The 25,956-nt window shown below is 49.0% G+C and carries 27 protein-coding genes and 1 riboswitch; of the genes, 3 read left to right on the forward strand and 24 right to left on the reverse strand.

Annotation, left to right across the window (positions count from 1 at the left end; all coding sequences use genetic code 11):
* Positions 1-163: 163 nt before the first annotated feature.
* Genes zapA through infC form a run of 7 tightly spaced genes read right to left on the reverse strand, consistent with a single transcriptional unit; the run spans position 164 to position 5,304 of the window.
* The gene (zapA, locus tag IKQ95_09800) at positions 164-406 is read right to left on the reverse strand and encodes a cell division protein ZapA (protein ID MBR4196989.1); all 243 of its coding nucleotides are present in this window, start codon (positions 404-406) and stop codon (positions 164-166) included.
* A gap of 8 nt (positions 407-414) precedes the next feature.
* On the reverse strand, positions 415-642 hold the full coding sequence (locus IKQ95_09805) for a hypothetical protein (GenBank protein MBR4196990.1): 228 nt from the start codon (positions 640-642) through the stop codon (positions 415-417).
* Positions 643-699: 57 nt separating this feature from the next.
* The gene (locus IKQ95_09810) at positions 700-3,117 is read right to left on the reverse strand and encodes a phenylalanine--tRNA ligase subunit beta (protein MBR4196991.1); all 2,418 of its coding nucleotides are present in this window, start codon (positions 3,115-3,117) and stop codon (positions 700-702) included.
* Positions 3,111-4,163: a phenylalanine--tRNA ligase subunit alpha gene (gene pheS, locus IKQ95_09815; GenBank protein MBR4196992.1), complete on the reverse strand. Its 1,053-nt coding sequence runs from the start codon at positions 4,161-4,163 to the stop codon at positions 3,111-3,113. Before pheS ends, IKQ95_09810 begins: the two co-directional genes overlap by 7 nt.
* Positions 4,163-4,513 carry a 50S ribosomal protein L20 gene (rplT, locus tag IKQ95_09820; GenBank protein MBR4196993.1) on the reverse strand — a complete coding sequence of 117 codons (351 nt, stop codon included), beginning with the start codon at positions 4,511-4,513 and terminating at the stop codon, positions 4,163-4,165. Before rplT ends, pheS begins: the two co-directional genes overlap by 1 nt.
* A gap of 17 nt (positions 4,514-4,530) precedes the next feature.
* Complete coding sequence (gene rpmI, locus IKQ95_09825; protein MBR4196994.1) at positions 4,531-4,734, reverse strand: 50S ribosomal protein L35; 204 nt, start codon at positions 4,732-4,734, stop codon at positions 4,531-4,533.
* 6 nt (positions 4,735-4,740) lie between these two features.
* On the reverse strand, positions 4,741-5,304 hold the full coding sequence (gene infC / locus IKQ95_09830) for a translation initiation factor IF-3 (GenBank protein ID MBR4196995.1): 564 nt from the start codon (positions 5,302-5,304) through the stop codon (positions 4,741-4,743).
* Between the two features lie 430 nt (positions 5,305-5,734).
* Here infC and IKQ95_09835 point away from each other — a divergent pair, with 430 nt between their 5' ends.
* Positions 5,735-8,800: an efflux RND transporter permease subunit gene (locus tag IKQ95_09835; GenBank protein MBR4196996.1), complete on the forward strand. Its 3,066-nt coding sequence runs from the start codon at positions 5,735-5,737 to the stop codon at positions 8,798-8,800.
* A 28-nt stretch (positions 8,801-8,828) separates the two neighbouring features.
* Positions 8,829-9,941 carry an efflux RND transporter periplasmic adaptor subunit gene (locus IKQ95_09840; GenBank protein ID MBR4196997.1) on the forward strand — a complete coding sequence of 371 codons (1,113 nt, stop codon included), beginning with the start codon at positions 8,829-8,831 and terminating at the stop codon, positions 9,939-9,941.
* Between the two features lie 123 nt (positions 9,942-10,064).
* On the opposite strand, the gene IKQ95_09845 is transcribed toward IKQ95_09840, so the two are convergent.
* The 17 genes from IKQ95_09845 to mobB form a co-directional block, all read right to left on the reverse strand.
* Positions 10,065-10,283 carry a hypothetical protein gene (locus IKQ95_09845; protein ID MBR4196998.1) on the reverse strand — a complete coding sequence of 73 codons (219 nt, stop codon included), beginning with the start codon at positions 10,281-10,283 and terminating at the stop codon, positions 10,065-10,067.
* Positions 10,284-10,515: 232 nt separating this feature from the next.
* Positions 10,516-11,442: a hypothetical protein gene (locus IKQ95_09850; protein ID MBR4196999.1), complete on the reverse strand. Its 927-nt coding sequence runs from the start codon at positions 11,440-11,442 to the stop codon at positions 10,516-10,518.
* On the reverse strand, positions 11,408-11,902 hold the full coding sequence (gene moaC / locus IKQ95_09855) for a cyclic pyranopterin monophosphate synthase MoaC (protein MBR4197000.1): 495 nt from the start codon (positions 11,900-11,902) through the stop codon (positions 11,408-11,410). Before moaC ends, IKQ95_09850 begins: the two co-directional genes overlap by 35 nt.
* A 7-nt stretch (positions 11,903-11,909) precedes the next feature.
* Positions 11,910-12,845, reverse strand: coding sequence for a GTP 3',8-cyclase MoaA (gene moaA, locus IKQ95_09860; protein ID MBR4197001.1), 936 nt, complete (start codon positions 12,843-12,845; stop codon positions 11,910-11,912).
* Between the two features lies 1 nt (position 12,846).
* A complete protein-coding gene (locus tag IKQ95_09865; GenBank protein MBR4197002.1) occupies positions 12,847-13,863 on the reverse strand; it encodes a molybdopterin-binding protein in 1,017 nt (338 codons plus the stop codon).
* Positions 13,860-15,041, reverse strand: a complete 1,182-nt coding sequence (locus IKQ95_09870) for a molybdopterin molybdotransferase MoeA (protein MBR4197003.1) — start codon at positions 15,039-15,041, stop codon at positions 13,860-13,862. The genes IKQ95_09865 and IKQ95_09870 overlap by 4 nt, the downstream gene beginning before the upstream one ends.
* Before the next feature lie 6 nt (positions 15,042-15,047).
* The gene (locus IKQ95_09875) at positions 15,048-16,070 is read right to left on the reverse strand and encodes an ATP-binding cassette domain-containing protein (protein MBR4197004.1); all 1,023 of its coding nucleotides are present in this window, start codon (positions 16,068-16,070) and stop codon (positions 15,048-15,050) included.
* Positions 16,067-16,723 carry a molybdate ABC transporter permease subunit gene (gene modB / locus IKQ95_09880; GenBank protein ID MBR4197005.1) on the reverse strand — a complete coding sequence of 219 codons (657 nt, stop codon included), beginning with the start codon at positions 16,721-16,723 and terminating at the stop codon, positions 16,067-16,069. The genes IKQ95_09875 and modB overlap by 4 nt, the downstream gene beginning before the upstream one ends.
* Before the next feature lie 3 nt (positions 16,724-16,726).
* Positions 16,727-17,488: a molybdate ABC transporter substrate-binding protein gene (gene modA, locus IKQ95_09885; GenBank protein MBR4197006.1), complete on the reverse strand. Its 762-nt coding sequence runs from the start codon at positions 17,486-17,488 to the stop codon at positions 16,727-16,729.
* Positions 17,481-17,615: riboswitch (molybdenum cofactor riboswitch) on the reverse strand. (Overlaps the previous gene by 8 nt.)
* Complete coding sequence (locus IKQ95_09890; protein ID MBR4197007.1) at positions 17,584-18,156, reverse strand: molybdenum cofactor guanylyltransferase; 573 nt, start codon at positions 18,154-18,156, stop codon at positions 17,584-17,586. (Overlaps the previous riboswitch by 32 nt.)
* Positions 18,149-18,874 (reverse strand): twin-arginine translocase subunit TatC, encoded by a 726-nt coding sequence (gene tatC / locus IKQ95_09895; GenBank protein ID MBR4197008.1) that lies wholly within the window; start codon positions 18,872-18,874, stop codon positions 18,149-18,151. Before tatC ends, IKQ95_09890 begins: the two co-directional genes overlap by 8 nt.
* Before the next feature lie 3 nt (positions 18,875-18,877).
* The gene (tatA, locus tag IKQ95_09900; protein MBR4197009.1) at positions 18,878-19,072 is read right to left on the reverse strand and encodes a twin-arginine translocase TatA/TatE family subunit; all 195 of its coding nucleotides are present in this window, start codon (positions 19,070-19,072) and stop codon (positions 18,878-18,880) included.
* 12 nt (positions 19,073-19,084) lie between these two features.
* Positions 19,085-20,071, reverse strand: a complete 987-nt coding sequence (locus IKQ95_09905) for a 4Fe-4S binding protein (protein MBR4197010.1) — start codon at positions 20,069-20,071, stop codon at positions 19,085-19,087.
* Entirely contained in the window at positions 20,072-20,623 is a 552-nt protein-coding gene (locus tag IKQ95_09910) for a 4Fe-4S dicluster domain-containing protein (GenBank protein MBR4197011.1), read from the reverse strand.
* Positions 20,624-20,643: 20 nt separating this feature from the next.
* Positions 20,644-23,223: a molybdopterin-dependent oxidoreductase gene (locus IKQ95_09915; GenBank protein MBR4197012.1), complete on the reverse strand. Its 2,580-nt coding sequence runs from the start codon at positions 23,221-23,223 to the stop codon at positions 20,644-20,646.
* Between the two features lie 37 nt (positions 23,224-23,260).
* On the reverse strand, positions 23,261-23,905 hold the full coding sequence (locus tag IKQ95_09920; GenBank protein ID MBR4197013.1) for a molecular chaperone TorD family protein: 645 nt from the start codon (positions 23,903-23,905) through the stop codon (positions 23,261-23,263).
* 223 nt (positions 23,906-24,128) lie between these two features.
* A complete protein-coding gene (gene mobB, locus IKQ95_09925; protein ID MBR4197014.1) occupies positions 24,129-24,632 on the reverse strand; it encodes a molybdopterin-guanine dinucleotide biosynthesis protein B in 504 nt (167 codons plus the stop codon).
* A gap of 260 nt (positions 24,633-24,892) precedes the next feature.
* On the opposite strand from mobB, the gene IKQ95_09930 reads away from it, so the two are divergent.
* Positions 24,893-25,918, forward strand: a complete 1,026-nt coding sequence (locus IKQ95_09930; protein ID MBR4197015.1) for a transglutaminase family protein — start codon at positions 24,893-24,895, stop codon at positions 25,916-25,918.
* Positions 25,919-25,956: the final 38 nt, after the last annotated feature.

A 25,956-nucleotide genomic window follows, 5' to 3' on the forward strand; every position in this document is an offset into this window, starting at 1 on the left:
AATTAACCCGCAAATAATATCACGTCCGAGTCCTGCAGGGGTGTCGGCATTCGCGGCAGTTGTGGGCGCAGTGCCTTTCACGGTGAATATACTTCAGCGCAAAATATATCCCGGCAATAATCAGCAGGCCGAAAATTATCTGTGTCATCAAAATTATTCCTCCTCAGTTTTCGCTGTCTATGCGTTCAACAACCTTCCTCAGCTTTTCGCTCACGCTGTCGAGACTGTAAGCAAGTTTCAGACACGTAAGCATTAACATATCTTCCTGAGTCGCACCCTTTATTATTTCCCCGCAAGCCTCATCAATTAATGCCTTTATCCTGTCGATCTCTTCATTCTCAAGCGGGGTATGTATCGTGTAGCTTCCTTTTCCGATTGTGAGAAATACATCGCGTGAAGTTCTCATGTCATCCATCACCTTATCAGCAGCATATGTTCAAGCCTTGCGATTTTCTCGGAGGCTGAAGCGTTGTCGGCCACGCTGTTTTGGAACGCCCGCACAAATGCTTTATCATGCTCCTGTGTCCCGTCTGACTTCCTCGCAAGCTCACGGCGCAGAATATCCCGCTCATTCAATAATTGTTCAACGCGATTCATAATCGTGTCAGCAAAATATTCCGCGTCATTAAGATTCACGGCCATAAAAAAATCACCTCTCCGCTAATTGTAACAGAGGGGTGATAATCTGTATGCTCTATCCTAGCGCACTACGTAGCCTTTTGCCTTCAACGATTCGCGCACACCGTTGTGCAATGTCTCTACTTCCTCAACGGTTAATGTTTTTGTCTGTGAACGGTAGCTCAGACTGTAAGCAAGACTCCTGAATCCGTCCGGGATTCCTTTTCCCGCGTAAATGTCAAACAGCCTCAATGACTCCAGCGTAATATCACTTCCCGAATCTTTCACGCACTGCCGAATGTCGCGCATAACATCATCATTGCTCTTTGTGTCGGCGACAAGAAGCGAAATATCCCGGAATGACGCAGGGAATGAACTTGCAGGAGTGAACGCGGGCTTGCGGCTCTCAGTCAGCCCCGTAACATCAATCTCGAACACATACACGCCCGAAACATCAAGCTCCTGCTCTATCGCGGGCTTCAGTCTTCCTGCGTAACCGATTTTCACGCCGTCAGCAAAAATATCCGCCGTCTGTCCTGCGTGCATGAAATTCTCATGGCCGGAAACAAATTCGACCCTGTATCCCCTTGCAGTAATCAGCGACTCAATATCTGCCTTTATGCTGTAGAAATCCTCACTGCGATTCCCAGAAGGCGAGCGCGTATCGACTCCGCTGAAGATGAGTCCGGCGACATGTTCCGGCTCAGTGTGAGATGATTCGCCGTCCATGAGGAAGACTCGCCCCTGCTCAAAGATTCTCACGGGTTCGCGCCAACCTGAAGTAATGCTGACTTTGAGGCCCTCAATAAGTCCGGGCAATAGAGTCGTTCTCATTGACATTTGGTCGCGGCTGATAGGGTTTGAGATTGTGAGGGGCTTTGCGCGAACATCATCGGGACTCAGCCTCAGCTTTTCGGGGAAATCTTCAGGCAGGAAGCTGTACGTTAATACTTCCGTGTAGCCTCTTGGGATTAGGGTATTGCGTACGAATCCCGCGAGCCTCATAGAGTCGCCGATGTCGGCGCGCTTGGGCATTTCGCCGGGGAGCCTCTCTTCTGTGTCGTTGTAGCCTCTGAACCGCCCGATTTCCTCTATGAGGTCTTCCTCTATCGTTATGTCGGGTCTTGATGACGGCGGCATGAAAACGCGGGAGTCTCCGTTGTCTTTCACCTGAGAGATTCCGAAACCGTCAAGAATTTTTGCGGCCTCGCTCATGTTGTCCCACGAAAGATATACAGATAACTTTTTGCGGGTGAGTGTTACGGGCTTGGGTTCGTGAATGTCATTCTCGGCGGATAACGGCTTGTAACCGACCTCAGCCCCGCACCAGTCGCGAATGAGAGTCGCCGCGGCCATGAGGGCGGATTTGCTCAAAGCGGGGTCAACAGTCCGCGAGAATCTGAACGCCGCCTCCGAGTTTATGCCGAGCCTGCGTGAAGTATGTCCGACTCTTACGGGTGAGAAGCTCGCGCTCTCAATGACGATTATTGTTGTGTCGGGATTAATGCCGGTCTGCTCTCCGCCCATTACACCCGCGAGGGCTATTGCTTCCCCTCCTGAAGTAATCAGCATGTCGCGTTCGGTCAATGCGCGGTCTTTTCCGTCAAGAGTCATCATATGCTCGCCTTCATGGGCTGCCCTCACGGTAATTTCTCTTGCGGGCAACGTGTTAAGGTCAAAAGCGTGAAGGGGCTGGCCTAACATGAGCATGACATAGTTCGTTACGTCGACAGCGTTATTTATCGGCCTCATTCCCAAGTGGGCAAGGTCAATTTTTGCGGTCAGCGGAGAGTCAGAAATTTTTGCGCCTGTCGCAAGTCCCAGCCTGTAAGCGTAACAGCCTTTATCGGGCAATGATATTTTCCCGAACTCTTCAGACCATTCTTTGTCCTGCTTGAGAGGCCGCAGCCATTCGGGAGTCTTGAGCGTTGATTTGGGATACAAGCCTTTGATTTCACGCGCCATTCCGAGAAGACTCAGCAAGTCCCCTCTGTTAGGAGTGATTGAGACATCGAGAATGACATCTCCGACATGATAGAGGCTCTCTGCTTTGTCGCCCGGCCTCGCGTCATTCGGAAGGATTAAGAGTCCCGATGGATCATCAACATCATGAAGCCCAAGCTCCTCCGCTGACAGCATCATTCCGTAGCTCATAACGCCGTGAAAATCTCTTGTGCCTAACTCCGTCCCGTCAGGCAGGATTGCACCTTCTCCCGCGTAAAATACCATGTCGCCCTTCTTCATGTTCTTTGCGCTGGTAATGCAGACGTGAATCCCCGTTCCTGTGTCAAGATGGGCGATGGAATATTTTGCGTCTTTGGGATGGGATTCGAGAGCGTCAATTTTCGCGGCAACGACTCCCTTCATTTTTCCGGCGGTGTAAGTAATGCTTTCGACTTCTGAGCCTGAGAGTGTGAGTCTCTCTGCTAGTTCTTCCGGCGTGAGATTCAGCGGCTCAATGTCGATAAAGTTCCTCAGCAGTTCCCATGACACTAACATTTTTCCGCACCCCCGAATCCTGACATGAAGTATGAAACATTCCCGTCAAACAGCAAACGCAAATCACCAATCCCATATTTGAGCATGGCCATACGGTCGAGTCCTATACCGAAAGCGAAGCCGTTATACTCATCGGGGTCAATTTTCCCTGCGCGGATTACATTCGGATGTACCATTCCCATGCCTACGACTTCAAGCCAGCCCGTTCCATGACAGACCCTGCAATGCTCATCATGGCCGGAGCATTCTACGCACTCTATATCAAGCTCCATTGAAGGCTCTGTGAATGGGAAATAGCTTGCCCGGAAACGGTATCGCAGACTCTTCCCGAAAAATGCGTTCAACATTTCCGACATAGTACCCTTCATGACGCTGAAAGGTACATTTTTGTCGACTAAGAGTCCCTCCATCTGATTGAACATCGGCGAGTGAGTCGTATCATTGTCACGGCGGTAAACTTTTCCCGGGCAGACGATTCTCAGGGGCGCACCGTATTTCAGCATTGAGCGAATCTGCACGGGCGATGTGTGAGTCCGCAGTAATGTCCCGTCAGCAAAGTAGAAAGTATCCTGCATATCACGCGCCGGGTGCCACGGCGGAACGTTGAGACACTCGAAATTGTAATAGTCCTCTTCAATCTCAGGCCCTGACGCTACGGAATATCCGAGTCCCTGCATTATGTCGGCAATCTCGTGCATTGTCTGCAAAACGGGATGGAACGCCCCGGAGATTCTGCCCTTTGCGGGGAGTGTTACGTCAATGCGCTGTGAGATTTCCTGCTTCTCGTTCTCAGCGTCGCGGATTCTTTTTCCGGCCTGCTCTAATTCGTGCTCTATTTCGTCGCGGAGGGTATTAACTTCCTGGCCTGCTGATTTCCTTTGTTCGGGTGGTAATTTTCCGAGTGAGCGCAGTAATTGCGTGAGTGATCCTTTTTTGCCTGTGAATTTTACGCGGATTTCGTCTAACTCTTGAAGTGTTGAAGCTCCTGCGAGGGACTCGCGGAATGAATCCCTCACAGTTTTTGCGGTGATATTATCTTCCGTCATTACTTGGCGGCCTTCACTTTTGCGACTAAATCGCTGAATGCTTTTGCGTCATGTATCGCCATTTCTGACAGCATTTTGCGGTTGAGGGTGATACCTGCTTTCTTCAGGCCGTTCATGAATACGCTGTAGCTCATTCCTTCAGCCCTGACTGCCGCGCTGATTCTCGTAATCCATAATTTGCGGAAATCTCTCTTTTTGCGCTTCCTGTCGCCGTATGCCCGTGAGAGTGCCGCTAAATATGCCTCTCTTGCCCGGCGGTAAACGTTCTTTCGCTGACCCCAGTAGCCTTTTGTTATGCTGAATAACTTTCTGCGCTTGTTGTTGCTCTGCGACGCGCCTTTTACTCTCATTGTGTGTCAGTCCTTTCCTAGTCGTAGGGGAGCAAGTGCCTCATCTGCTCGGTGAGTGTTTCTGTTACGTAGCCTGTTTCCTTGAGGCGGCGCATTCTTGAGGGCTTCTTGTGGACGAGGATGTGAGACCTGCTGCACTTCCTGTATGCGAATTTCCCTGAAGCTGTCTTGAAGAAACGTTTTTTTGCGCCGGAATGTGATTTCAGTTTCTGCTTGGGCATTCTGATTTATTCTTCTCCTTTCGTTTTTGCTGACTGTTTTGCGCTGCTGCCTGTTACCGGTGTCAATAAGAGCCGCATATATCTTCCTTCCATGATGGGCTTTGACTCTGACTTTCCTACGTCTTCGCACTCGGCTAATACGCGGTTCAAAACTTCCTCGCCCCTGTCAAGAAATGACATCTCTCGCCCCCTGAAGAACACCGATACTTTTACCCTGTGTCCTTTCTCAAGAAACTGCCTGACGGCCTTTGTCTTGAAGTCAAAATCATGATCATCAATTTTCGGCCTCATCTTTATTTCTTTGAGTTCCTGGACTTTCTGTTTCTTTCGAGCGTCTTTCTCTTTCTTCTGGAGCTGGTAGCGGTATTTCCCGTAGTCCATAATTCTGCAAACGGGCGGCTGTGCTAGCGGTGCTACCTCCACAAGGTCGAGCGACTGCTCATGCGCCATCCTTATGGCATCAATAGTGCTTGTGATTCCGACTTTCACCCCGTTTTCGTCAACAAGAAGCACCTGCGATGATGTTATCTCCTCATTAATGCGCGGGGTATTCTCTTCGTTGCCGGGCAAAAATTCCTCCTCCTTTCAAAATCTGCCGCAGCTGTAGTTGATTTGCATAATAAAAATCAGGGCGGCTCATAAATTTCAAGCCTGACCCCTGACAGTTATATGCGTATAGATTCAGAGTGTCGGCTTCTTAGTTCCCCGCCAGCATGAAGGCCGGACAGGAGAGCCTGCGAGAATATATCACATATTCCGCCACAGCGCAAAAAAAAAAATGAAGAGGAGATTTTACTCTCCCCCTATAGTTTTTACACTTGCCGTAAAATTCCGGGACTGCTGTATGCGCTCTGCCTTCCCGGAAATGAACGCCCCCGCGAGTCAGCCCCGGCAATGTCATCGCTGAAGTCCATAGGGTATTATTTTTGTGAAATTCCTGCGTGTTATGGTAAACTTAACCGCACAAACAGCTTACAGACAGAAAGAGGAATTTTTTGTCATGGATATTGCCCGCGCTAGTATAAAGCGTACTGTCGTTGTACTTTTCATTTGCCTTCTAATCTCTCTTGGCGGTGTATCTGCCTATTTCAGCATCGGTAAACTTGAAGATCCCGCCTTCACTATCAAAACCGCAGTTGTAACAATCTTATACCCCGGCTCAACTGTCTACGAGGCAGAACAGGAAGCCGCAAGCAGAATGGAAGACGCAATCCAGGCAATGGGAGAGATAAAGAGAATCCGCACACGCTCTTCTCCCGGCTCCGCAACAATTTATGTTGACATCAAAGACCAGTATACTACCGCAGATCTTCCGCAGGTCTGGAATATTCTCCGGCAGAAAGTTAATGATGCTCTCGTCAATCTCCCGTCAGGCTGTACAGTCGTAATCAACAATGATTTCGGGGACGTTTTCGGACAGTATTACGCGCTCACGGGAGACGGCTACACTATGAGGGAGCTTTACGATTACGCGGACTTTCTCAAGAAGGAGCTTGTGTTAGTCCCGGAAGTCGCAAAAGTCAGCATAGTAGGCGAGCAGACAGAAGCCGTTTACGTTGAGTTCTCATCAGCCCGCCTGCGTTCGCTGGGAATATCATCATCAACAATATTTGACATACTAAATCAGCAAAATTCACTCTCGTCTATGGGAAAAACTTTCTACGGGGAACAGTACGTAACAATAAACCCGACAGGAGGAGTCCTTAGCGTTGAGGATTTCGGCGAGACTGTTATCGGCGGGGGAGAAGGTCATCTTATAAGGCTGAAGGAAGTTGCAGAGATTCGCAGGGACTACGCTGACCCGCAGACAATGATGATGTATTTCAACGGCCAGCCCGCTTTAGGGATCGGAATATCAACGGTTACGGGCGGGAATGTCGTTACTATGGGCGAGGCTGTAGAGAAAAGACTAGAAGAGCTTGAAGAAGACTGTCCCATAGGCATGGAGCTGAAACCGATTTATATGCAGTCAGACGGGGTTGTGAAGTCCGTCAACGATTTCGTGATTAACCTGATTGAGTCGCTTGTTATAGTTGTCGGAGTCCTGCTCGTGTTTATGGGAGTGAGATCGGGACTCATAATTGGTATTGTATTGCTTCTTACGGTTGCGGCGACTCTTGTTGTGATGAATCAGCAGGGGATTTTCCTTCAGCAGGTTTCACTTGCGGCCATGATTATCGCGCTAGGCTCATTAGTCGACAATGCTATAGTTGTTACTGAGGGAATGCTTGTAGGAGTCCAAAACGGGCAATCCGCAGAAGATGCCGCCTCAAGCACTGTATCGGGGTCAATGTGGGCGATGTTCGGCGGGACTGTTATCGCTGTCCTTGCGTTTGCGCCAATCGGATTATCACCTGACAGCACGGGCGAATTTTGCCGGAGTCTTCTTCAGGTTGTCGGAATATCGATGATGTTGAGCTGGCTTTTTGCGATTACAGCGACTCCTGTCATCGGAAATCTTATGCTCAAGCCCGCAAAACAGTCAGGAGGAGACCCCTACGGCAGCTTTTTGTTCAGGGCTTACCGGGCATTTCTTGAGGGCTGCCTTCACATGAGACTCCTAACGATAGCCGTTGTTGTGATCATGTTCGCTTTCTCTGCTGTTGTTCTGATTACGTCTGTCGAAAAAGTTTTCTTCCCCTCGTCAACAGCGATGTATTTCGTTGCGGACTTGTGGCAGCGCGAGGGGACATCAATCAACGTTCAGCGAGACATGACGGAACAGCTTGCCGAACGCCTGAGAAAACGCCCCGACATAAAGAACGTTACGAGCACAATCGGAGCCGGAAATCTGCGCTTCATGCTGACATATTCCCCGCCTGACGGTGATAACGCATTCTCAGAGCTTCTCGTAGAAGTAAACCCCGGCGGAGACCCGAAAGCAATCCTTCAGGAAACACAGCGGATTATTGATGACGAAATGCCCGGCGTTATTGGTGTGTGTAAACTTTTCTCAAAGGGTGCGAGCATGGCTCCTGTAATTGAGGCAAGATTTTACGGCGATGACCCTCTTGTGTTACGCGGCCTAGCAGACAAGGCACGCAAAATCATGGAGGAAGACCCTATACATAACTGCGTCCGGCTTGACTGGAACGACCGCGTTACAGTATTCCGCCCTCAGATTCGCAAGGACAGAATGCAGAGCCTAGGACTTACCCGCCCGATGATAAACAATGCCATTCTCACAGGCACATCAGGATTAACTGTCGGGGCGTTCAGGGACAAGAACAAATCACTGCCTATTCTGTTCAGCCTCATTCCTGAAGAGCGCAACAGGATAGACAACTTGCAGTCATTGCCGGTGTGGTCGCCGTCCGCAAACAGGGCTGTAACATTAGGCTCGGTGATTTCTGACGTTGAAGTGTCATATGAAGACGAAGTAATCATGCGGAGAAACAGAAGGCGGGTTCTCAGTGTCGTAAGCGATGTAACTATCGGCAGCAACGTTTCAGAGATGCAGGAGAGAATACGCGCCAAAATTGAGGCCATACCGCTACCGTTCGGCTACAGGTTTGAATGGGGCGGCGAGGACGAAAGCCAGAAGGACGCAATGGACGGAATGTCAGTATTATTCCTGCCGTGCCTGATTCTGATGTTTACGATAATGGTTTTCCTGTTCAACGGATTTCGCCAGCCGTTTATCATTTTCGGCTCGATACCGTTAATCGTCATCGGAGTTGTTCTTGGACTCGTTCTCGCACATAAGCCGCTTGATTTCCTCTCAATCGTGGGAATACTGAGCCTTGTGGGAATGCTGGCGAAAAACTCAATCGTCCTTCTTGACCAAGTAGCCAGCGATTTCGCTTCAGGCAAAGACCGCTATCTCGCAATCGTTGAAACAGGCGTAAGCAGGCTGAGACCCGTAGCAATGTCAGCGGTTACTACAGTGCTTGGTATGATTCCGCTGATATGGGATAGCATGTTCGGCCCTATGGCTGTTACGATTATGGGCGGGCTTACAGTCAGCACGATTCTTACGATGGTATTCATACCTGTAATGACAGCGGTAGCCTATAACGTTCCCAATCCTGAAGACAACAGCGGAGACGAATACGAAGAGGAATAAAAATTTTTTGCAGGAAAGGTGATAAAACATGAAGAGACTCATTGAGATAATAATTCTTGTAGGGCTTGTATTCGGGGCATATAAAGGTCTTGAGTTAATGCGCGGACAAGAAGAGGAAATCCAGCTGAAAGAAGTAATCCGTCCAGTGAAAACAGTTACCCTCAGGAGCAACGGCAAGGGCGGCTTGTGGCAGTACTACGGAACGTTGCAGGGAGGAAGGCGCGTTGATTTGTCCTTCAGGGTGCCGGGGCCTATCAGAAGCATAAGGGTAGACAAGGGAGCCTCAGTGAAGAAAGGCCAGCTTCTTGCGACGTTAGACCCCCGCGACTATCAGACACAGTTAAAGCAGGCTCAGAGCAATCAGGCGCAGGCTCAGGCTCAGTACGAAAACGCACAGGCAAACTTCAAGCGATATGAGAATCTCTACAAGCAGAAAGTCATAGCACGCTCGCAATATGACACATACAAGACTCAATTGAATGTCGCTGAGTCATCGCTGAATGTCGCGAAAGCCGCAACTACCGCCGTGCGCGACTCGCTGAAGGATACGGAACTCCGTGCGCCGTTTGACGGTGTAATTGTTGACAGGATGGTAGAAAGTTTCCAGGACGTGAACGCAAAACAGACGATTTTCATTTTGCAGGACATATCCATGTTGGAGATAGTCTTCAACGTCCCGGACACCGATGTGATATGGGCAACAAAAGCGACATCATCAGCCCCCGATTCAATCCGTGCGAAATTTGACGCAATCCCTGAGAGGACTTTTCCCCTGACGCTCAAAGAATTTGTGTTGCAGGCTGACAGAAGCACAAACACTTTCCCCGTAACCGCCGTAATGCCTCAGCAGAGAGATGTAGCCTTATTGCCCGGGATGACCGCTGTTGTAGAGGTTGAAGTTTTAGACTCTGAGGGCGGCGAAAGAGTGTACACAGTTCCGCAGACGGCTGTTGTTACCAGCGGCGACAATGCATATGTATGGCAGTGTGAGGACAACGCGGTGAAACGTGTCAGCGTGAAGCAGAACAGCCCGCATAACAACGGCTTCATTGACATCACAAGCGAACAGCTCAGAGACGGGAATAAAATCGTTGTGGCCGGCGCACATCTTTTGCATGAAGGGCAGAAAGTGAGAATGTAAAATCCTGCTGGACGCATATAAAAAAATCCCCCTCCTGAAATTTTGGGAGAGGGATTTTTTTGCACTGAACACGGCCTGAAATATCGCGCTCAAATTTTATCGGCTCACTGATTTCATTCTGAATCACAAGGGCATCTCAGGCGGCAAAATTTTTCGTGTCTCATCAGCAAGAAACTGCCCGTCATTTTCGCCGATTGCCCCCGCGTGAAAGACTTTCAGCCCTGCTTTTGCGAGAGATACAGGCTGCTTCAGACCTTTTCCGCGCCCGTCATACTTGGCTATTATCTGTTCATACGTGTCCCATATAGGAGTCTCCAGTTTACTTGACAGCCCCGATTCCATTCAACCATATCAGCGAAAGAGTCAATGTTACTCAAAAGAAGTTATAGCCGGCTCCGCATTTGCCGTAATACCCTGCCGCAGGGAAATATTAACTAAGTATTTATATTACGTTCTGTTAAAAAAAATCACGTGGAATAGTAGAGGACGCAAAAATCTCCATCTGCTTTTTCATGCGTAAAAGTTTCGCAGACGGCTAATTTATCTCGGCTGTGCTTGTCTTTTCTCCGTAATATCAGTTAAAGGAGTATTTCAGGCTGTCTCCGCTCTTTGCTTCCCCGTCCTCAAGAACCCGCGCAAAGATTCCTTCACGGGGCATTACACAATCCCCGGCAGCTTTGCGAATCGCACAATCGTTATGGCACTCTTTGCCGATCTGCGTAACTTCACATAACGCCGTCCCGATTCGGATTTTCGTCCCGACAGGCAAATCATGAAGCGTTATCCCCTGAGTCAAAATGTTCTCCGCGAATGCCCCGGCCGGAAATTTCATCCCCGTAACTTTTTCGAGCCTCGCTACACTTTCAACCGCAAGAAGACTCACCTGCCTATGCCACTTTCCTGCATGAGCGTCGCCGACAATCCCATAATCTTTTCTGAGCGTGATACTTTTCACCGCGTGTTTCTGCTCCCCCTTTCGTTCACTTATGCAGACCGCTAAAATTTTTGGCACTACGACTCCGCAGTCCTGAGTTTTTCCCGCAAGCATATCAGTTCCGTGATGAATCGCGGCTTTCACGGCATTGAAACATTCACGCGCTGCCTTCTCGCTTCCGGGCAAATTGATGATGAGCGACTCACCCCGAATCCCAGCAACCGAACGCGACAAACATCCCATAGGCGTAATCTTCATGCTTTCGGCTCTCATCGCCTCCGGGATTCCGCGAGTCTCACGCTCAATCACGGATAACGTTGCTTCAGGCGTAACATCACGCGGAGAAAATCCCGTCCCGCCTGTCGTAAGTATCAGTGTGATTCTCATCCCGTCAGAACATTTCAGAAGCTCAGACTTTATCACGTCAAAATCATCGGGAATAATTTTTGTGTAAACTACTTCCCAGTTGTCAGACTCAAGAATCTTCACCAGTGCCGGCCCGCTTGTGTCGACTCTTTCACCTTTTGACCCTTTATCGCTTATCGTTATTACTGCTGCACGCTTCATAATCTCCGTGAACGCCTCCGCTCTTTGTGAGTAATTTTATGTCCGTTATCGTCATATCCTTTTGCACAGCCTTGCACATGTCGTACACCGTCAACAATGCGACACTTACCGCCGTTAATGCTTCCATCTCGACTCCAGTCCGCCCTGAGCAGGAAATTTCAGCCGTAACATTCACCGTCAGACTCTCCTCGTCAAGTGTGAACGATATATCCGCGCCGTTAAGGTTTAACGTGTGGCACATCGGGATTAAGTCGGGAGTCCTTTTCGCGCCCATTATCCCCGCTATCTGCGCCACTGTCAGAACATCGCCCTTCTTCATTCCGCCCGTCTGAATCAGCCTGAATGTCTCGGCATTTACGTGAATTTTTCCTGACGCTGTAGCCTTGCGCCGGGTTATGTCCTTGTCGCCTACGTTTACCATTTTCGCGCGCCCGCTGTCGTTGAAGTGCGTGAAGTCCATGAATTTATCAGCCTCCGATTCTGTTCATTGCCCGTAATGATTCTGTGATGTGATTTTCGCAAAGGTGATGGCGTTTCGGTTTCGACATTATTGCGCGTGTGATGAGGGATTTGATTTCGTGCTTTGTCTTGTGCCGTATGAAAATCTCTGTGTCAGAATGCAGGCAGGGCTTCAAATACCCGTCAGCAGTCAGCCGAATCCTGTTGCACGAATCGCAGAACGACTCACTAATCGGACTTATGAATCCTATACGGCCCTTTGCGTTTTTGAGTCTGTAAATTTTCGCTACCCCGTCTGACTCTAAAGGCTCAATATCCGGGAGCATGTCAAAAATTTTCTGTGAGGAAATGAATCCGTCAGCAAAATTTTCAACCATCGGCATCAGCTCAATGAAGCGAATATCTATATCACGCTCAAGAGTCATCCCGGCCATGTCGGAAATTTCATCATCATTGAAGCCCCTAATCAGAACCGTGTTAATTTTCACCCGAAATCCCGCGCTCATTGCCGACTCTATTCCCTGCAGAACGTCAGCGATATTCCCTCCGCGTGTGATGTACGAATATTTTTCCGGCCTCAATGTGTCGAGGCTGATATTGATTCGTTCAACGCCTGACGATCTGAGACTCTCAGCTAATTTCGGCAGTAATATTCCGTTTGTCGTAATGCAAATCTCGTTAATGCCGGGGATTTCGTGAGTACGTCTGCAAATTGAGATAATATTTTTCTTCACTAACGGTTCTCCGCCAGTGAAACGAATCTTTCTTATGCCAAGCTCAGACGCAACTTCAATCACCGTAATAATTTCTTCCTCGCTCATAATGTCGTCATGATTTTTCTTTATGACACCTTCAGCTGGCATACAGTAACGGCACCGCAAATTACACAGGTCAGTAACAGACACCCGCATATACGTTATCTCGCGCCCGTAAGAATCCTTCATGCTAATACCGTCCGAATGTGCAATTAGGGTAACGGCATTCCGCGCATAGCTGGCACAATCCGCCGTCAGCAAGACGAATCAAATCATCCCGCGTGAATTTCAGCCCCGTGAAAATCTGAGGCAGTAAGACATCAAAGACTGTTACGGGCATCATTATTGCCGCGCCGGGGACTCCGATTATCGCCGTGTCATTCAGGTATGCTAACATCGTCATGTTTCCGGGCTGTGAGGGGACTCCGTATGAGACGATTTCCGCGCCTGTGTGAGCGATTGCGGAGGGCGTGAGGTCGTCAGGGTCTACGGACATTCCGCCGGACATGATGACAATATCCGCGTTCTGAGTCATGTATGACGTTATCGCGGAGTCCAGCATTCCGGGGTCATCATCGCAGAGAGTAACGCCCAAAATTTCGCACGGATAATTTTCGAGTTTCCTGCGCGCTACGGCCTCGAACTTGTCGCAAATGAGTCCGTGATAAATTTCTGAGCCAGTGATAATAATTCCGGCCTTCATTGGCTTGTATGGTAAAAGGGAAATTAATTTTTTCTCACGGCAAATATTTTCGGCCATGATGATATTCGACTCGTGAGTAACAAGCGGAATGATTCGCATTGACGCAAGACGGGAATTTTTGCTGACGGGGTAATGATTCGGCAGTGTCGAGATTGTAACGTCATCAACAGAATTAACCGCCCTCAATAATTCCGTGTCAACCGTGAACAATCCGCAAATGTCAGCCGTCATTACTATTTTCCCCTCAGAAGGCCCGGTGAAGTGAGTCCCTTCCGTCCTGCAAATTTCCGCGAGTCTCAATGCTGCGTCATCCTCGTGAATTTCTCCTGACTCTGACTCCCATATGAACACGTGCTTTTTTCCCAGTCTCAGCAATTCGGGAATATCGTCCTGCGTTATGACATGGCCGCGCTTGAATGCAGCACCCTTGAATCCGTCCCGCATGGCCGTAACATCGTGGCACAATTCGAGTCCTAATGCGTTTTCCGTCTTAACTTTCCTCATATCAGAAATCCTTTCAGCTTTTCGCCCGCCTGAATTTGTCCGCTCCCGGCCGGAATCACTGCCATTACGTTACAGCCCGACATAGTACGCAAAATTCCGTTGCCCTGCTCTGAAGGGACGCGCATAAATATTTTTCCGTCAGCAAATTTCAGAGTCCCGCGAATGATTCGTGTGATTGGACTCTTTTTGCCGAATGAATCCGCGAGGGCTATATCAATTTCGACTGGCATAAAATCTTTCAGGCCGGATAATTTTTTCAGGGCAGGAAGCGCGACGGCGTAATAATTTGTGAGTGCTGAAGCAGGATTGCCCGACAAACAGCAGATTAGCCTGCCATTTTTCACGGCGTATATACATTTCCCGCCGGGCTTGAGTTCGACATCACGCACGAGAATTTCAGCGCGCAAAATTTTCAACGCTTCCGGCATTCTGTCATAATCCCCCGCTGAGACTCCCCCCGTAACAATAATCACATCACACGATGATAATGCCTCCGACATTATTCGGGCGATTTCGTTCTCATCATCACATGCAACGCCGATAAAATCCGGGATAAATCCTGCGAGCGTTAATGCGGTCTCAAATGTATAACGGCTTGTGTTGTAGATTTTTCCGTCTGTTAATGGCGAATGTATGTCGGCGATTTCATTTCCTGTTGAGATTATGCCGATTACGGGCTTACGGTAGGCGATGATTTCTGCGATGCCCTGCGACGCTATGAGTCCTGCCCGGCCCGCGTCAATAATTTCTCCGTTCCTCACGATGACATTTCCGGCTTTAACGTCCTCGCCTGCCCTGATGATATTTTCACCGCCCGCAAATTTCCGGCTGATTGTAACCTCGCTGTCAGTAAATTCTGTGTCCTCGTATTTCGTTACAGCGTCTGCACCTTCAGGAATCATTGCGCCCGTCAAAATCTTTGCGGACTCGCCATGCTTCAGCGGCATTTGCGGCGGATCTCCTGCGCGGATCTCCTGCGTGATTCGTAATTTTCCGGGAACGTCCCCGGCCATGAATGCGAATCCGTCATAGGGTGAACGGTCGAATGAAGGCACGTTGATTTTTGCGGTTATATCTTGCGCTGAGACTCTCCCGGCTGATTCGGACAATGATATTTTTTCCGATGATACGGGGATAACATTTTCAGCGACAATATTTCTTGCTTCTTCGTAAGTCAACAACTCTCACTCCTTCAGCATCAATAAATTTTCGGGCGGAAATGAAATTCTCACGGTCTCAGACTCAATTTCACGCCACAAAGTTTTATCCGCTTCCCAAAATATCGGGTCTGCGTTTACTTTTGCGAGCAACATTACAGTAAATGAGAACGGATTTTCGACAGCCTGAATGACTCTGCACGTGAAAGAATTGACTCCGCCTCCGTGAATGATATTGTTCGATCTTATTCCGACATATTTCGGGTCGCCGTGATTGTCCGGGCATTGAAGCTCTATGTCCCAGTCGTAAGCGTAAATTTTTCCGTCTGTGAATTTTGCGCGTGATATATTCTTGCAGCCTGTGAGGATTGCGGCGTGTTTCGTTTTTGGACTGCTGAAAACGTCATCCGTTGCACCGGAAATTTCGACATGCCCCCCGTGAATGACCGCTATTTTTCCGCAGAGCCTGTACGACTCCTCCATGCTGTGAGACACAAGAATCACAGTCCCGCAAAACTCACGGAAAACTTCTGAGAGTTCGCGCTCAGTCTGAAAACGTAAATGGCTGTCCAACGCTGAGAAAGGCTCATCAAGCATTAAGATTTTGGGACGGGACAACAGAGTCCGGGCTAATGCTGTGCGCTGCTTCTGGCCTCCTGAAATTTGAGACGGCAATAGATTTCTCACGCTCTCAAGACCGAAACGCCGTATTAATTCTTCAGACTCAATTTTTGACTCGCGGTTTCTTCCTGCGACTCTGATATTCTCCTCGACTGTCATATTCGGGAACAATGCGTAATCCTGAAACATCAAGCCCGTGTGCCTTCTCTGCGGAGGAAGATTTACCCCCTTTGCGCTGTCGAAAACCGTAACGCCGTCAATGATGATTTTTCCCTCATCAGGCTTAACGATTCCGGCAATACATGAGAGAGTCAGACTCTTCCCTGAACCTGACGCACCGAGAACCGCGAGACTCTCATCACCGACATCAAGCGAGACATTGAGACTGAAGCCCGGAAATTTCTTGCGTATGTCAGCATAAAGGCTCATGATTTCCCCCGCTCAATAACATTCAGCGCAAGCAAGACAGCGAATGATATTGCGATGTTGACGAGTACCCATTTCACAGCAAGCTCATCATTTCCCGTCCGCCAGAGATGATATACAGTCGTTGAAATTGTCGCGGTCTTCCCGGGAATATACCCCGCAATCATGCTCGTAGCTCCGTATTCGCCCAATGCACGAGCGAACGACAGAACAGCACCTGCCGTAATGCCTTTCCTGCTACACGGTACGACAATCCGCCAGAACGTGAACGACTCAGACAGTCCGAGAATCTTTGCGGAGTGTATGATGTTTTTGCTGACGGCCTCGAATGCCCCGCGCGATGTTCTGTACATTAACGGGAACGAAACGACAACTGACGCGAATATAGCCGAGTGCCACGACATAGACAGCCTCACGCCGAAATGAGCCATAACCCACGCTCCAATAACACGCCTCGGCCCTAAGAGTCTCAGCAGGAAATATCCCGTAACAGTCGGAGGAAGCACAAGAGGCAGAGTCAGAATCACATCAACGACTCCGCGAAACATGGCCGGAAGTTTTGACACATACCAAGCCGCAATTATCCCCGTGAAGAACACAATCACGCACGAGACAACAGCGACTCTCAGAGAGTTATACAGCGGGTAGAAGTCCATGATTTATTTTGCTGACGTGAAGCCGAATGACTCAAAAATTTTCTGCGACTCTGATTCTTGAAGGTACTTGAGGAACTTTACGGCCTCGTCTTTGTGTGATGACCGGGAAATTACAGCAGCCGGATAAATTACGGGAGTCTTGAGAGTCCCTGCAGGAGGAAAGGCAATAACTTTCAGGCCGTGAGTCATTGCGTCTGTCGCGTAGACTATTCCGCAGTCAGCAGCACCCTCGCGAACCTGCATTGCGACTTCAGTAACATTCCCCGCAAAAGAGATTTTCCCCGCATGATTCAGAGCGTCCCACAGTCCCATAGCCGTCAAAATTTCCTGCGCGTACATTCCTGCGGGAACGTCAGAATTTCCCAGCGCGATTAGGGTCAGTTTGTCCGTCCCTAAATCAGCGAACGATTCTATTTTTGCCGGATTAATTTCCGTTGTGGCCAATACGATTTTGTTCTCAAGAAGATTTACTCTTGCTGACGAATCTATGAGGCTCTCACTTTCTAGCGTGTCCATTTGCTTTTGTGCCGCTGATATGAATATGTCGCACTCTGCGCCCTCCATAATTTGAGTCTTGAGAGTGCCGGATGAGTCAAAGTTGCATGTGATTTGTGTACCGGGATTGTTCGCTGTGTATAGTGCTGTGATTTTTTCTGTTGCTGACTGCAGAGAGGCCGCCGCAAATATTGTGAGTGTTTCCGAGAATGCCGCCCGCGAAAATGTGAACAGCAATAAAGCCGTGATTAATGACGCAAATTTTCTCATGATATTTTCTCCTTCTCTTGATGGAAAGCATAACCGTTTCCCGTTATACTCTGAGGCCGTTAATGACCGTCGGCCAAGCTGCCATAGAATTATCTTTAGGCTGAATGGCTCGGATTATCGTTAAGCCAGATTCTATAATCTTCCGGCGTGTTAATGTTCCGTAAAAACTCCCGCCCCCTTTCGTTAATGTCAACATAATGAACGTCAATACGACTCAGAAATTTTTTCACGCTGAAATCTCCCGACCTCAAAGACTCCCGAATCATTCCCGCGCATGACACGCTATATATTCCCGTGAGAGGCTGAATATTCCCGTCAATCACAGGCACAGCGCACAAATCATTTTCACGGAGCTGTGAGAAAAGCTCATCGATAAATCCCGCGTCAATATCAGGAACATCACAGGGAGTCGTGAAAACGTATTGAGTCTCAGACATCATCAGAGCCGTATAGATTCCTCCGAGAGGCCCGCAATCTTTCAGCAAATCCGGCCATGTGGGAAAATCGTACCCGTAAATTTGAGTCTCATCTCTCACGGACAATGAAATAATCCTGAAGCCCTCAAGCTGTGAGATTATGCGGTCAAGAAATAATTTGTGCTTAGGAGTTCCCATTCTTGACGAGAGTCCCCCGCATAAAATTACGGCTGTTGATTCGCGCTTAGTCATTTTTCCGCCTGTAACGCAATGCAATCTCCGCGCCGATTATGCCAATCTCATAAAGCGCAAGAAGAGGAACGGCCATTAATATTTGTGAGACGACATCAGGAGGAGTCAGAATTGCCGACAGTATGAATATCAGCAGGACGCAGAATTTCCGCTTTGACCGTAACGACTGAGGCCGAACGAGTCCGATTAACGACAATAACGAGAGCAGCACAGGAACTTGAAACGCAAGCCCGAACAATACAATGAACGTCCAAACGAATGACATATAATTATTCAGCGTGAACATAGGCTTTACTCCGCTGATGTTCAATCCCGTCAAGAATCTCAACGCTCCCGGAATCACCGCGAAATACGCGAAAAGAGTCCCAAGCAGGAACAATCCCGCGCCGATTATGAGTCCAATGAATAAATATCTCCGCTCACTGTCCTTCAGTCCCGGCCACAAAAACGCGCAGAGCTGGTACAGTATCACAGGCGACGAGACGAATAACCCCGCGAAAAATGCCGTCTTTAATCCTTCCATGAACAACTCAGCCGGACTCACCGTGATTAACTGCAATCCCTCAGCGTGAACAAGCAACAGCGAGAATATATCCTCCTGAAAGAAGTAGCAGACCCCGAATCCGAGACACAGCGCAAGAACGCTCCGTATGATTCTCGTTCGGAGTTCGGACAAATGACCCGTGATTGTCATCATGCCTCCTTCAGGTTTGCTCATGATTTACGCCTGCGGTTTGTCGGATTTTTCCTGCGAGTCGGTTTTCTCGGTGTTGCTTGACGGATCCCGGGCATATCCGCGAAATTCGGCGATAGCTTTTCCGAATGCCTTTCCGATTTCCGGCAGCTTGTTAGGCCCGAAAATTATCAGCGCGATTATCATTATTACGATTAATTCAGACATTCCAAGCCCGAACATTTCACATCACCCCTATAATTTTTTCCCTGAACATGAAGCACACAATTCCTGCTCAGGCTCATTCACTGTAAAATATTTCCCGCAATGACGACAGCGGACTCTCTGAAATTCTGCTTTGACTTTCGACTCTATTGGCCATGAAAATTTTTCCCGTAACGTTATCGCTTTCACGGGGCATTTCTTCACGCACAGCATACACCCCGAACATGATACGGCGTTGAACGTTAATTCCGCTTTTGCTTCTGACTTCTTGAGACTCCACGCTCCCGACGGGCATAACGCCTCACACATTCCGCAGGCATTACAGGACTCAGACACGGCGAAATCATAGAACACTCCCGGCGAAATTTCAGCATGTGAGTCTTTGAGTCTGTCAGCAAGAAATTCACACGAAAGAAAGATATTATTCTTGTCATGAAAAATTACGTCCTCAAGAATATTACTGCCCTTTCTTTTTCCGCGAGCAAACATCATCGCAAGCATATCACGCCGCGAATATTCTCCCTCAAAATTTCCGTCCCGAATGATTTTCACATCATGGCCGAGTCTCAATGCGTCAAGAAACTTGAAGGCCGTCCCGAAATTATCGCCTGAAACTTTTTCTGACAGCTCGCAATCCTCACAGGGCATAACGAGAATAATATCAGGATTCACCGAAAGCACCGCCGAAATCAAAGCGGGACTCAGAGATTTAACGCAGAAATTTCCGCCAGCCTTCAGACATTTCACAGTGTCATTAACCGCAAAATCCCGGAAAATTTTGTAGTCCCTAAGCCGCAAAGCCTCAGACGGACAGACAGACGCGCATAACCCGCAGGCCGTGCATTTTTTCCCGTCAACAAGAGGAAGCCCCACAGAAATTTTGAGAGCGTCAAAATTGCAAGCACTCTCGCAAAGTCCGCAAGGCTCAAAACGATTCCGGCGGTTAAGGCACATTGACTCATTCAGGAGCGGTATATTGTCCGAGAAAAGCAGCTGCGATAATCCGCCGAGTAACATTTATGCTCTCATTCCCTTTTTGGGCTTGTAGTAGAGATTCGGCTCTGTCTTTTCGGGTGAAACGTCATCATTGACCGCCCGGACGAGTCCCGATTCTTTGCGTAATTCGTCAACATCAGCAAGGGTTAAGCACCTGCTTGTGCATGACGCAACACACACAGGAAGCTCGCCGCGTTTCAGCATGTCAATACAGCCGTTGCATTTCGCGGCCTTCTTTGTGTCCTCGCGAACCTGGACAGCTCCGTAAGGACACGCCTTAGCGCAAGCCCCGCACCCTATGCAGACATCTTCCTTCACGTATACCATCCCGGTGTCGTCGTCTTTCGTCATCGCACCTGTAGGACATGCCGCGACACACGCAGGATTCGAGCAGTGCCGACACATTTTCAGCGTGAACCAGACGAAAACGTCCGGGAATTTCCCGCGCTCCCTCTCCTCAATCGCATTGAAGTTCACACCAACGGGCAAATCGTTTTTGTCCTTGCATGAGACTACACACGCACGGCATTCGAGGCACTTGTTCATATCGTGGCGAAAACCTTTCTGGCTCATAGTTTATTCCCCCTCTCACACTAGAATATTATTCTCTGAGGCCACAAAGCATCGGGCAGTGAAGGCTTGTCATATTTCGCTACTTCCGCAATGCTCACGAACGACTCAATGTCCGGCCCTGAAGGGAATGTGCCTGTCAAAACGTTCGGGCAGCCTCCGATGTCATAGCCGTCTTCATTGAGCTGTACCCATGAACCCTCGCCGAGCATTACGACTCCGGGCATGACTCGCTCTGTGATGTGAAGCCTGCGTACTACAGTCCCGTGATCGTTGAAGATTTTGACGGTATCATCCTCTTTGAGTCCGCGTGATTCTGCGTCAACAGGATTCATCAACAACGGAATCGGGAACGCTTCACGGAGCCACAATGAATTGCTGACATTTCCGTGCGCTCCTCTTGGGACGTGGACACTGCAAACCTGAAGCGGGTATTTCCCCTTTATGCCCTTCTCGAAATCCGAGAATGTAGCCTCGTAGCCTTCTGTTGACGGCTCATAGATTGCTATCGGGTGTCCCTCGTTCCATCCTGCTTTTGTTACCATTTCGGCCAATTCACCGCAGTAAATCTGAATTTTCCCGTCGCGAGTCTTGAGGGGATTTTTCTCCGGGTCATCGCGGAATTTCTTGTTGTTGATGTAGTAGAAAGCGTCATCCATTTTTCGCGGCACCTGGTAGCTTCCTGCCTCGCGTAATTCGCTGAGTGTTATTCGTCCCTGCTGAGGCTGTCCCTCAACGCCCATCGCTTTAATGTCATCGGCGGTAATCGTCAAAAGAGTCTCCATCCCGGAATTGTCCGGCTTTGCGACTTTCGCCCCGGCCAACATGTTGAAGTTCTGCTGCTTCAGTGAAACGGGTTCAACTTCTTTCGGGTCAAGTCCGAGCCTCTTGCCTAACTCCAACGCTATCCATCCGTCATCTTTTGCCTCAAATAACGGGTCAATAACTTTCTGCGTCCATATGATGACCTCACGCGCTCCGCCTAATACCATTCCGTCCCGCTCCCAAGGGGTTGTGATTGGGAGTACGACATCTGAGAACATAGCGTTGCTGTTGAGCAAAAATTGATGAGTAACAATGAAGTCAACCTTTTTGTGAGCCTCGATGCTTTCCATCGTGTTGGCTGTCTGCGAGACTATGTTGCTATGGGCATGATATATCACGTGAACGTCCAAATCTTTCTTGTCGCCCTGTCCCGCAGTGTATTTCCCTGTGAGGATTGCCCGCCAGTGTTCATTAGCGCACATTCTCTCGCTGTTGGGAATGGGATTCTTGATTGCCTTAACGCCTGTTGAGCCGGGAGCTACAAGAGCAGGGCCGCCTTCCGTTGAACGTTCCTGACAGCTGCACGAGAACGCACCGCCCGCGATCCCCACATTGCCCGTCATGGCCGCTAACGTTGTCTGAGCGAGGCAGACATGAGTCGCTTTGTCAGCACGCGCAGAGTTCCACGCAAAGAGAGCTGTTACGGGTTTCGTGAGTCCGACTTCACGCGCAAGACGGTAAATCGTATCAACAGGAGTCCCGCAGATTTTTGATGCCCATTCGGGAGTCTTGGGAAGTCCGTCAAGATTCCCCAAAACGTAATCCTTGAAGTTGAGCTTGGGATCTGCTCCTTTCGGCATATGCTCAGAGTCGAATCCTACTGTGCAGCGGTTCAGGAAGTCCCAGTCAATCATAGGCTTTTCGGGGCTGTCTTCCTTCAGCATAACGTAAGCCATTGCGAGAATTAGCGGTGTGTCGGTCGCGGGTCTTATCGGGATATACTCATCGGCGATAACGGAGGCTGTTGTTGTGTACATGGGATCTATCGCGATGATTTTCGCTCCGGCTTCCTTTGCGCGAATCAAGTTGTTCATTGCTGAAGGGTAACTGTTCCACGCAGGATTACTTCCCCAGAGGAGAATCAGTTTTGCTTTCACGAGGTCGAGTCGGTCATTCTGATTGTGAAATTTCCTGTCGTAACCGAAAATCGGCCTCATTGCCTGCCTCCATGCACCGCGAGACCTGCTGCCGTATTTCGACATGTAACCGCCGTAAAGCCCAAGTACCCGGAAAATTTCCCCGCCCTGATTGTTGAAGTTCTCATCCATGAGGAATATTGACTTAGGGCCGTACTTCTCCTTTGACTCGCGAATCTCTGACGCAACAATGTCTAGTGCCTCGTCCCATGAGATTCTCTCCCACGTGTCGCGCCCCCGTAATGATTTGTCCCCGCCTCCGTGTGTCCAGTGAGTCCGCTTCATCGGGTACTTCAGCCTGTCCGGCCCGGCAACTTGCTGACGCTGTGCGTGTCCCCTCGCGCAGGCTCTCAGCTGCGGGTAATCGATTGAGTCGGGGTGAGTGTCATCGGTCTTGAGACGGACAATTTTCCCCCCGCTAACGAGTGCTTTGATGTGGCAGCGTCCTCCGCAGTTATGCCAGCACGGAGCGTTTTTCCATTCGCCTTTTTCCTGTGAAATTTCCTGAGCCTCAGCGGGCGTTATCTTCTTGAGTTCGTTCTCATAGCCCGTTAAAGCCGTCAATGCCGAAACAGCCGCGCTCCATTTGAGGAAAGCACGCCGTCCCAGCTTGAATTTTGAGATCGTGTCAATTAATCCCATTGTGCAAAATGACTCCTTTCGTGAAAATTTTTGTATGTCAGCCAAGAATTTCACCGAGAAGATTCATATCCTCAAGCACAAAGCCTTTGAGAATAATTCCTGCTCCCCTGTAAAATTCTGTGAGCGCGTATTTCTGAATGTCCCGCGAAAATTCCGAGACCCATTGCGACAAATGATCGTCAAGAAATTTCCTGCTGTCTTTCAGTGCGTCTTCATTCCCCGCAAGCCGTAACATGAAATCAAGCTCGAACCCTATATGATCGTCTGCCTCATGAGGATAATTTTTCGGGATAAAGTTATATTTGAGATACTCCCGCCGAACCTCGAACGCCGTATCCTGATACAGTAAATGCTCGTTGCTGCGGTAAACAGACTCCCACGGCGGAGCAGGAAGCGCATACGGCCCTACGAATAACTGCGTGAAATCCCAGCGGACTTCTGATGTCATTTCGTCGTCTTTGTCTTTCTTGTCTGCGAAAAATTTTGTGATGAAATTTATTCCCGTGTCGATGAGATTGCCTTCCTCGCGGAACGGGAAACTGTCAAAAATTTCATTGTCCCTCATTGCCTGAAGAAGTGATTTTGACGGCTCAACGTAAAATATTTTCTTCAGAACGTCATAGCCGTATTGCCTCATCTCCATAATGATTTTGAGATCGTCCCTGTTAAGTTTTTCACCCATGATTAATTTTGCCCTCAGAATATGAATATCAATTGCCCCGATTAACCGCCGGGACTCTGAACGCAAAATTTCAGGGAAAAAGTGTAAAGAGGCTACAATTTCTCACGCCGGCGATAACATAATGCAGCACGTGCAAACTTGCAGGCCGTTCATGTTAATGTCAGACGCAATGAAATTCCCCTCCTCAATTTGTGATTGTGATTTGTGAGATTCTAAGCGTGTATCAGTTCAGGCGCAATAATCCAATGTCAGTAATCAGCCATTCCGCAAACGCCCGGTAATCATTAATCCCGAAAACAGGAACATCACACTCAAAAGGGACATCACTAATCACCGCAATATATTCACCGTCAGGAAGGCCATAATCCCCGCGCCGGAGTCCGATTCGCTTTAAGCCTTTCACACTCTTGAAGCCCTCCGCGATAATCACATCGACATCATGAATACGGGTCAATATATCCTCAAGCGGCGTAAATCTGTTCTCCATTATTGCCGAGTGAGTCCCGGAAGTTATTGCGACAACCTCCGCGCCTGCCTGCGTGAAACGGTATGTGTCTTTGCCTTCACGGTCAACCGAAAAATTATGCGCGTCATGTTTCACGACTGCGACTCTGATTCCGCGCTTCCTGAGTTCGGGTATTAGCCCCTCAATGAATGTTGTCTTGCCTGAGCCTGACCACCCGCAGACCGCGTAAACTGGTATATTCCGAATAATGAAAACCTCCAATTGTTTTTCGCGCTGAACATGAATTAGAATATCACAATCACAAAACATTTCAGGAGGAAAAATTTTCATGCCGTCAAAATTAACGTGAGCAGTAAAAATTTATGCACGTGCTGCAAACTGCCATGTTGATACGGCCTCTGCGATTCCTTCTTCACTTTCCGATTAACTTTCAGGCAGTCAAAATCATAAAACGTTCGGTGAAAATTCAGGGGGTAATTTCACGCCCTCAGAATTAATTTATACAAGGAGTGATTTTTTCCATGCGTAAAATTTTAGGCGTACTCCTCGTTTTTGCGGTAGTGTTCTCGTTCGCTTCCGTATCATTCGCAGAGTACAAAGGCACAGTAACATTTGACGTAAACCTCAAAGACGCGGCAAAAGCTGAGAAAGCTGAATTGTGGCTCCCCTATCCTATGTCAGACGCGAATCAGACAATAACGCTTGTTGACGTGAAATCGAACGGCGCGAAAGTCGGAGTCGAGAATGACCCGAAAGCCGGAGCAGTTTACCTCCATGCGACATGGACAAAGCCCGCTGAAGTTCCGAGCCTCACGATGTCGTTCAAGGTCGACTCGCATTACGCAAAGAAACCCGCGGCGGCTCTCAAAGAGACAAAAGACGCATTCCCGCCGGAAGTCATGAAATACACGATGGCGACTCCCTCGCTCCCAATCGATAAAGGCTTCTGCGCTGAGGCAAGCATGGAATTTCTCAAGAAAGAGACCGTTCTCGAAAAGGCTCAGAGTATTTACATGTGGGTGCTTGAGCATACATTCAGGGACGAGAGCGTGAAAGAGGGCTGCGGACTCGGACTTCCTGAGCGCACAATCTCAGAGAAGAGCGGCGGCGGAAAATGCGCGGACATCAGCTCGGTGTTCGTTGCGCTGGCGAGGGCTTCAGGGATTCCGGCGAGGGATGTTTACGGCTTGAGGGTTGACCCGGCCAAGTCAGGCGAGATCACCGGAAACTATCACTGCTGGACAGAGTTCTACGTTCCCGGAACAGGCTGGGTGATGGCTGACCCTGCCGATGTCCGCAAGAAGATGCTGAATGAGAAAATCGAGAAGGTTGCGGACGCAAAGAAATGGATTGATTTCTTCTGGGCGGGCGATGACCTTCTGAGAATCGCTCTCAACCGCGACACACGCGAGACAGTATTGAGTGAGTCAACAGCAAAGACTCCGTTGACGTACTTCATGTATCCCTATGCGGAGATTGACGGAAAAGCGATAGACTGGTTCAGCCCTAAGACATTCGAGTTCAAAGTGAAACTTGATTTAGACTAACCGCAAATTTTGCCCTGCCTGTAAAAAGACGGGGCATT

Source organism: Synergistaceae bacterium (genome assembly GCA_017540085.1).
In the GTDB taxonomy this organism is placed as follows: domain Bacteria; phylum Synergistota; class Synergistia; order Synergistales; family Aminobacteriaceae; genus JAFUXM01.

What these genes read in the sequence shown, in the direction of transcription:
- IKQ95_09875 (MBR4197004.1), bottom strand. Translation starts at nt 16,070, where the DNA reads ATGAGCCTTTATGCTGACATACGCAAGAAATTTCCGGGCTTCAGTCTC.
- rpmI (MBR4196994.1), bottom strand. Translation starts at nt 4,734, where the DNA reads ATGCCCAAGCAGAAACTGAAATCACATTCCGGCGCAAAAAAACGTTTC.
- tatA (MBR4197009.1), bottom strand. Translation starts at nt 19,072, where the DNA reads ATGTTCGGGCTTGGAATGTCTGAATTAATCGTAATAATGATAATCGCG.
- rplT (MBR4196993.1), bottom strand. Translation starts at nt 4,513, where the DNA reads ATGAGAGTAAAAGGCGCGTCGCAGAGCAACAACAAGCGCAGAAAGTTA.
- pheS (MBR4196992.1), bottom strand. Translation starts at nt 4,163, where the DNA reads ATGACGGAAGATAATATCACCGCAAAAACTGTGAGGGATTCATTCCGC.
- IKQ95_09930 (MBR4197015.1), top strand. Translation starts at nt 24,893, where the DNA reads ATGCGTAAAATTTTAGGCGTACTCCTCGTTTTTGCGGTAGTGTTCTCG.
- modA (MBR4197006.1), bottom strand. Translation starts at nt 17,488, where the DNA reads ATGAGAAAATTTGCGTCATTAATCACGGCTTTATTGCTGTTCACATTT.
- moaA (MBR4197001.1), bottom strand. Translation starts at nt 12,845, where the DNA reads ATGAAGGATTCTTACGGGCGCGAGATAACGTATATGCGGGTGTCTGTT.
- modB (MBR4197005.1), bottom strand. Translation starts at nt 16,723, where the DNA reads ATGGACTTCTACCCGCTGTATAACTCTCTGAGAGTCGCTGTTGTCTCG.
- zapA (MBR4196989.1), bottom strand. Translation starts at nt 406, where the DNA reads ATGAGAACTTCACGCGATGTATTTCTCACAATCGGAAAAGGAAGCTAC.
- IKQ95_09915 (MBR4197012.1), bottom strand. Translation starts at nt 23,223, where the DNA reads ATGGGATTAATTGACACGATCTCAAAATTCAAGCTGGGACGGCGTGCT.
- IKQ95_09805 (MBR4196990.1), bottom strand. Translation starts at nt 642, where the DNA reads ATGGCCGTGAATCTTAATGACGCGGAATATTTTGCTGACACGATTATG.
- IKQ95_09890 (MBR4197007.1), bottom strand. Translation starts at nt 18,156, where the DNA reads ATGACTAAGCGCGAATCAACAGCCGTAATTTTATGCGGGGGACTCTCG.
- moaC (MBR4197000.1), bottom strand. Translation starts at nt 11,902, where the DNA reads ATGGACTTCACGCACTTCAACGACAGCGGGCGCGCGAAAATGGTAAAC.
- IKQ95_09810 (MBR4196991.1), bottom strand. Translation starts at nt 3,117, where the DNA reads ATGTTAGTGTCATGGGAACTGCTGAGGAACTTTATCGACATTGAGCCG.
- IKQ95_09840 (MBR4196997.1), top strand. Translation starts at nt 8,829, where the DNA reads ATGAAGAGACTCATTGAGATAATAATTCTTGTAGGGCTTGTATTCGGG.
- IKQ95_09850 (MBR4196999.1), bottom strand. Translation starts at nt 11,442, where the DNA reads ATGAAGCGTGCAGCAGTAATAACGATAAGCGATAAAGGGTCAAAAGGT.
- tatC (MBR4197008.1), bottom strand. Translation starts at nt 18,874, where the DNA reads ATGAGCAAACCTGAAGGAGGCATGATGACAATCACGGGTCATTTGTCC.
- IKQ95_09920 (MBR4197013.1), bottom strand. Translation starts at nt 23,905, where the DNA reads ATGGGTGAAAAACTTAACAGGGACGATCTCAAAATCATTATGGAGATG.
- IKQ95_09910 (MBR4197011.1), bottom strand. Translation starts at nt 20,623, where the DNA reads ATGAGCCAGAAAGGTTTTCGCCACGATATGAACAAGTGCCTCGAATGC.
- IKQ95_09905 (MBR4197010.1), bottom strand. Translation starts at nt 20,071, where the DNA reads ATGTTACTCGGCGGATTATCGCAGCTGCTTTTCTCGGACAATATACCG.
- IKQ95_09835 (MBR4196996.1), top strand. Translation starts at nt 5,735, where the DNA reads ATGGATATTGCCCGCGCTAGTATAAAGCGTACTGTCGTTGTACTTTTC.
- IKQ95_09845 (MBR4196998.1), bottom strand. Translation starts at nt 10,283, where the DNA reads ATGGAATCGGGGCTGTCAAGTAAACTGGAGACTCCTATATGGGACACG.
- IKQ95_09865 (MBR4197002.1), bottom strand. Translation starts at nt 13,863, where the DNA reads ATGAGGAAAGTTAAGACGGAAAACGCATTAGGACTCGAATTGTGCCAC.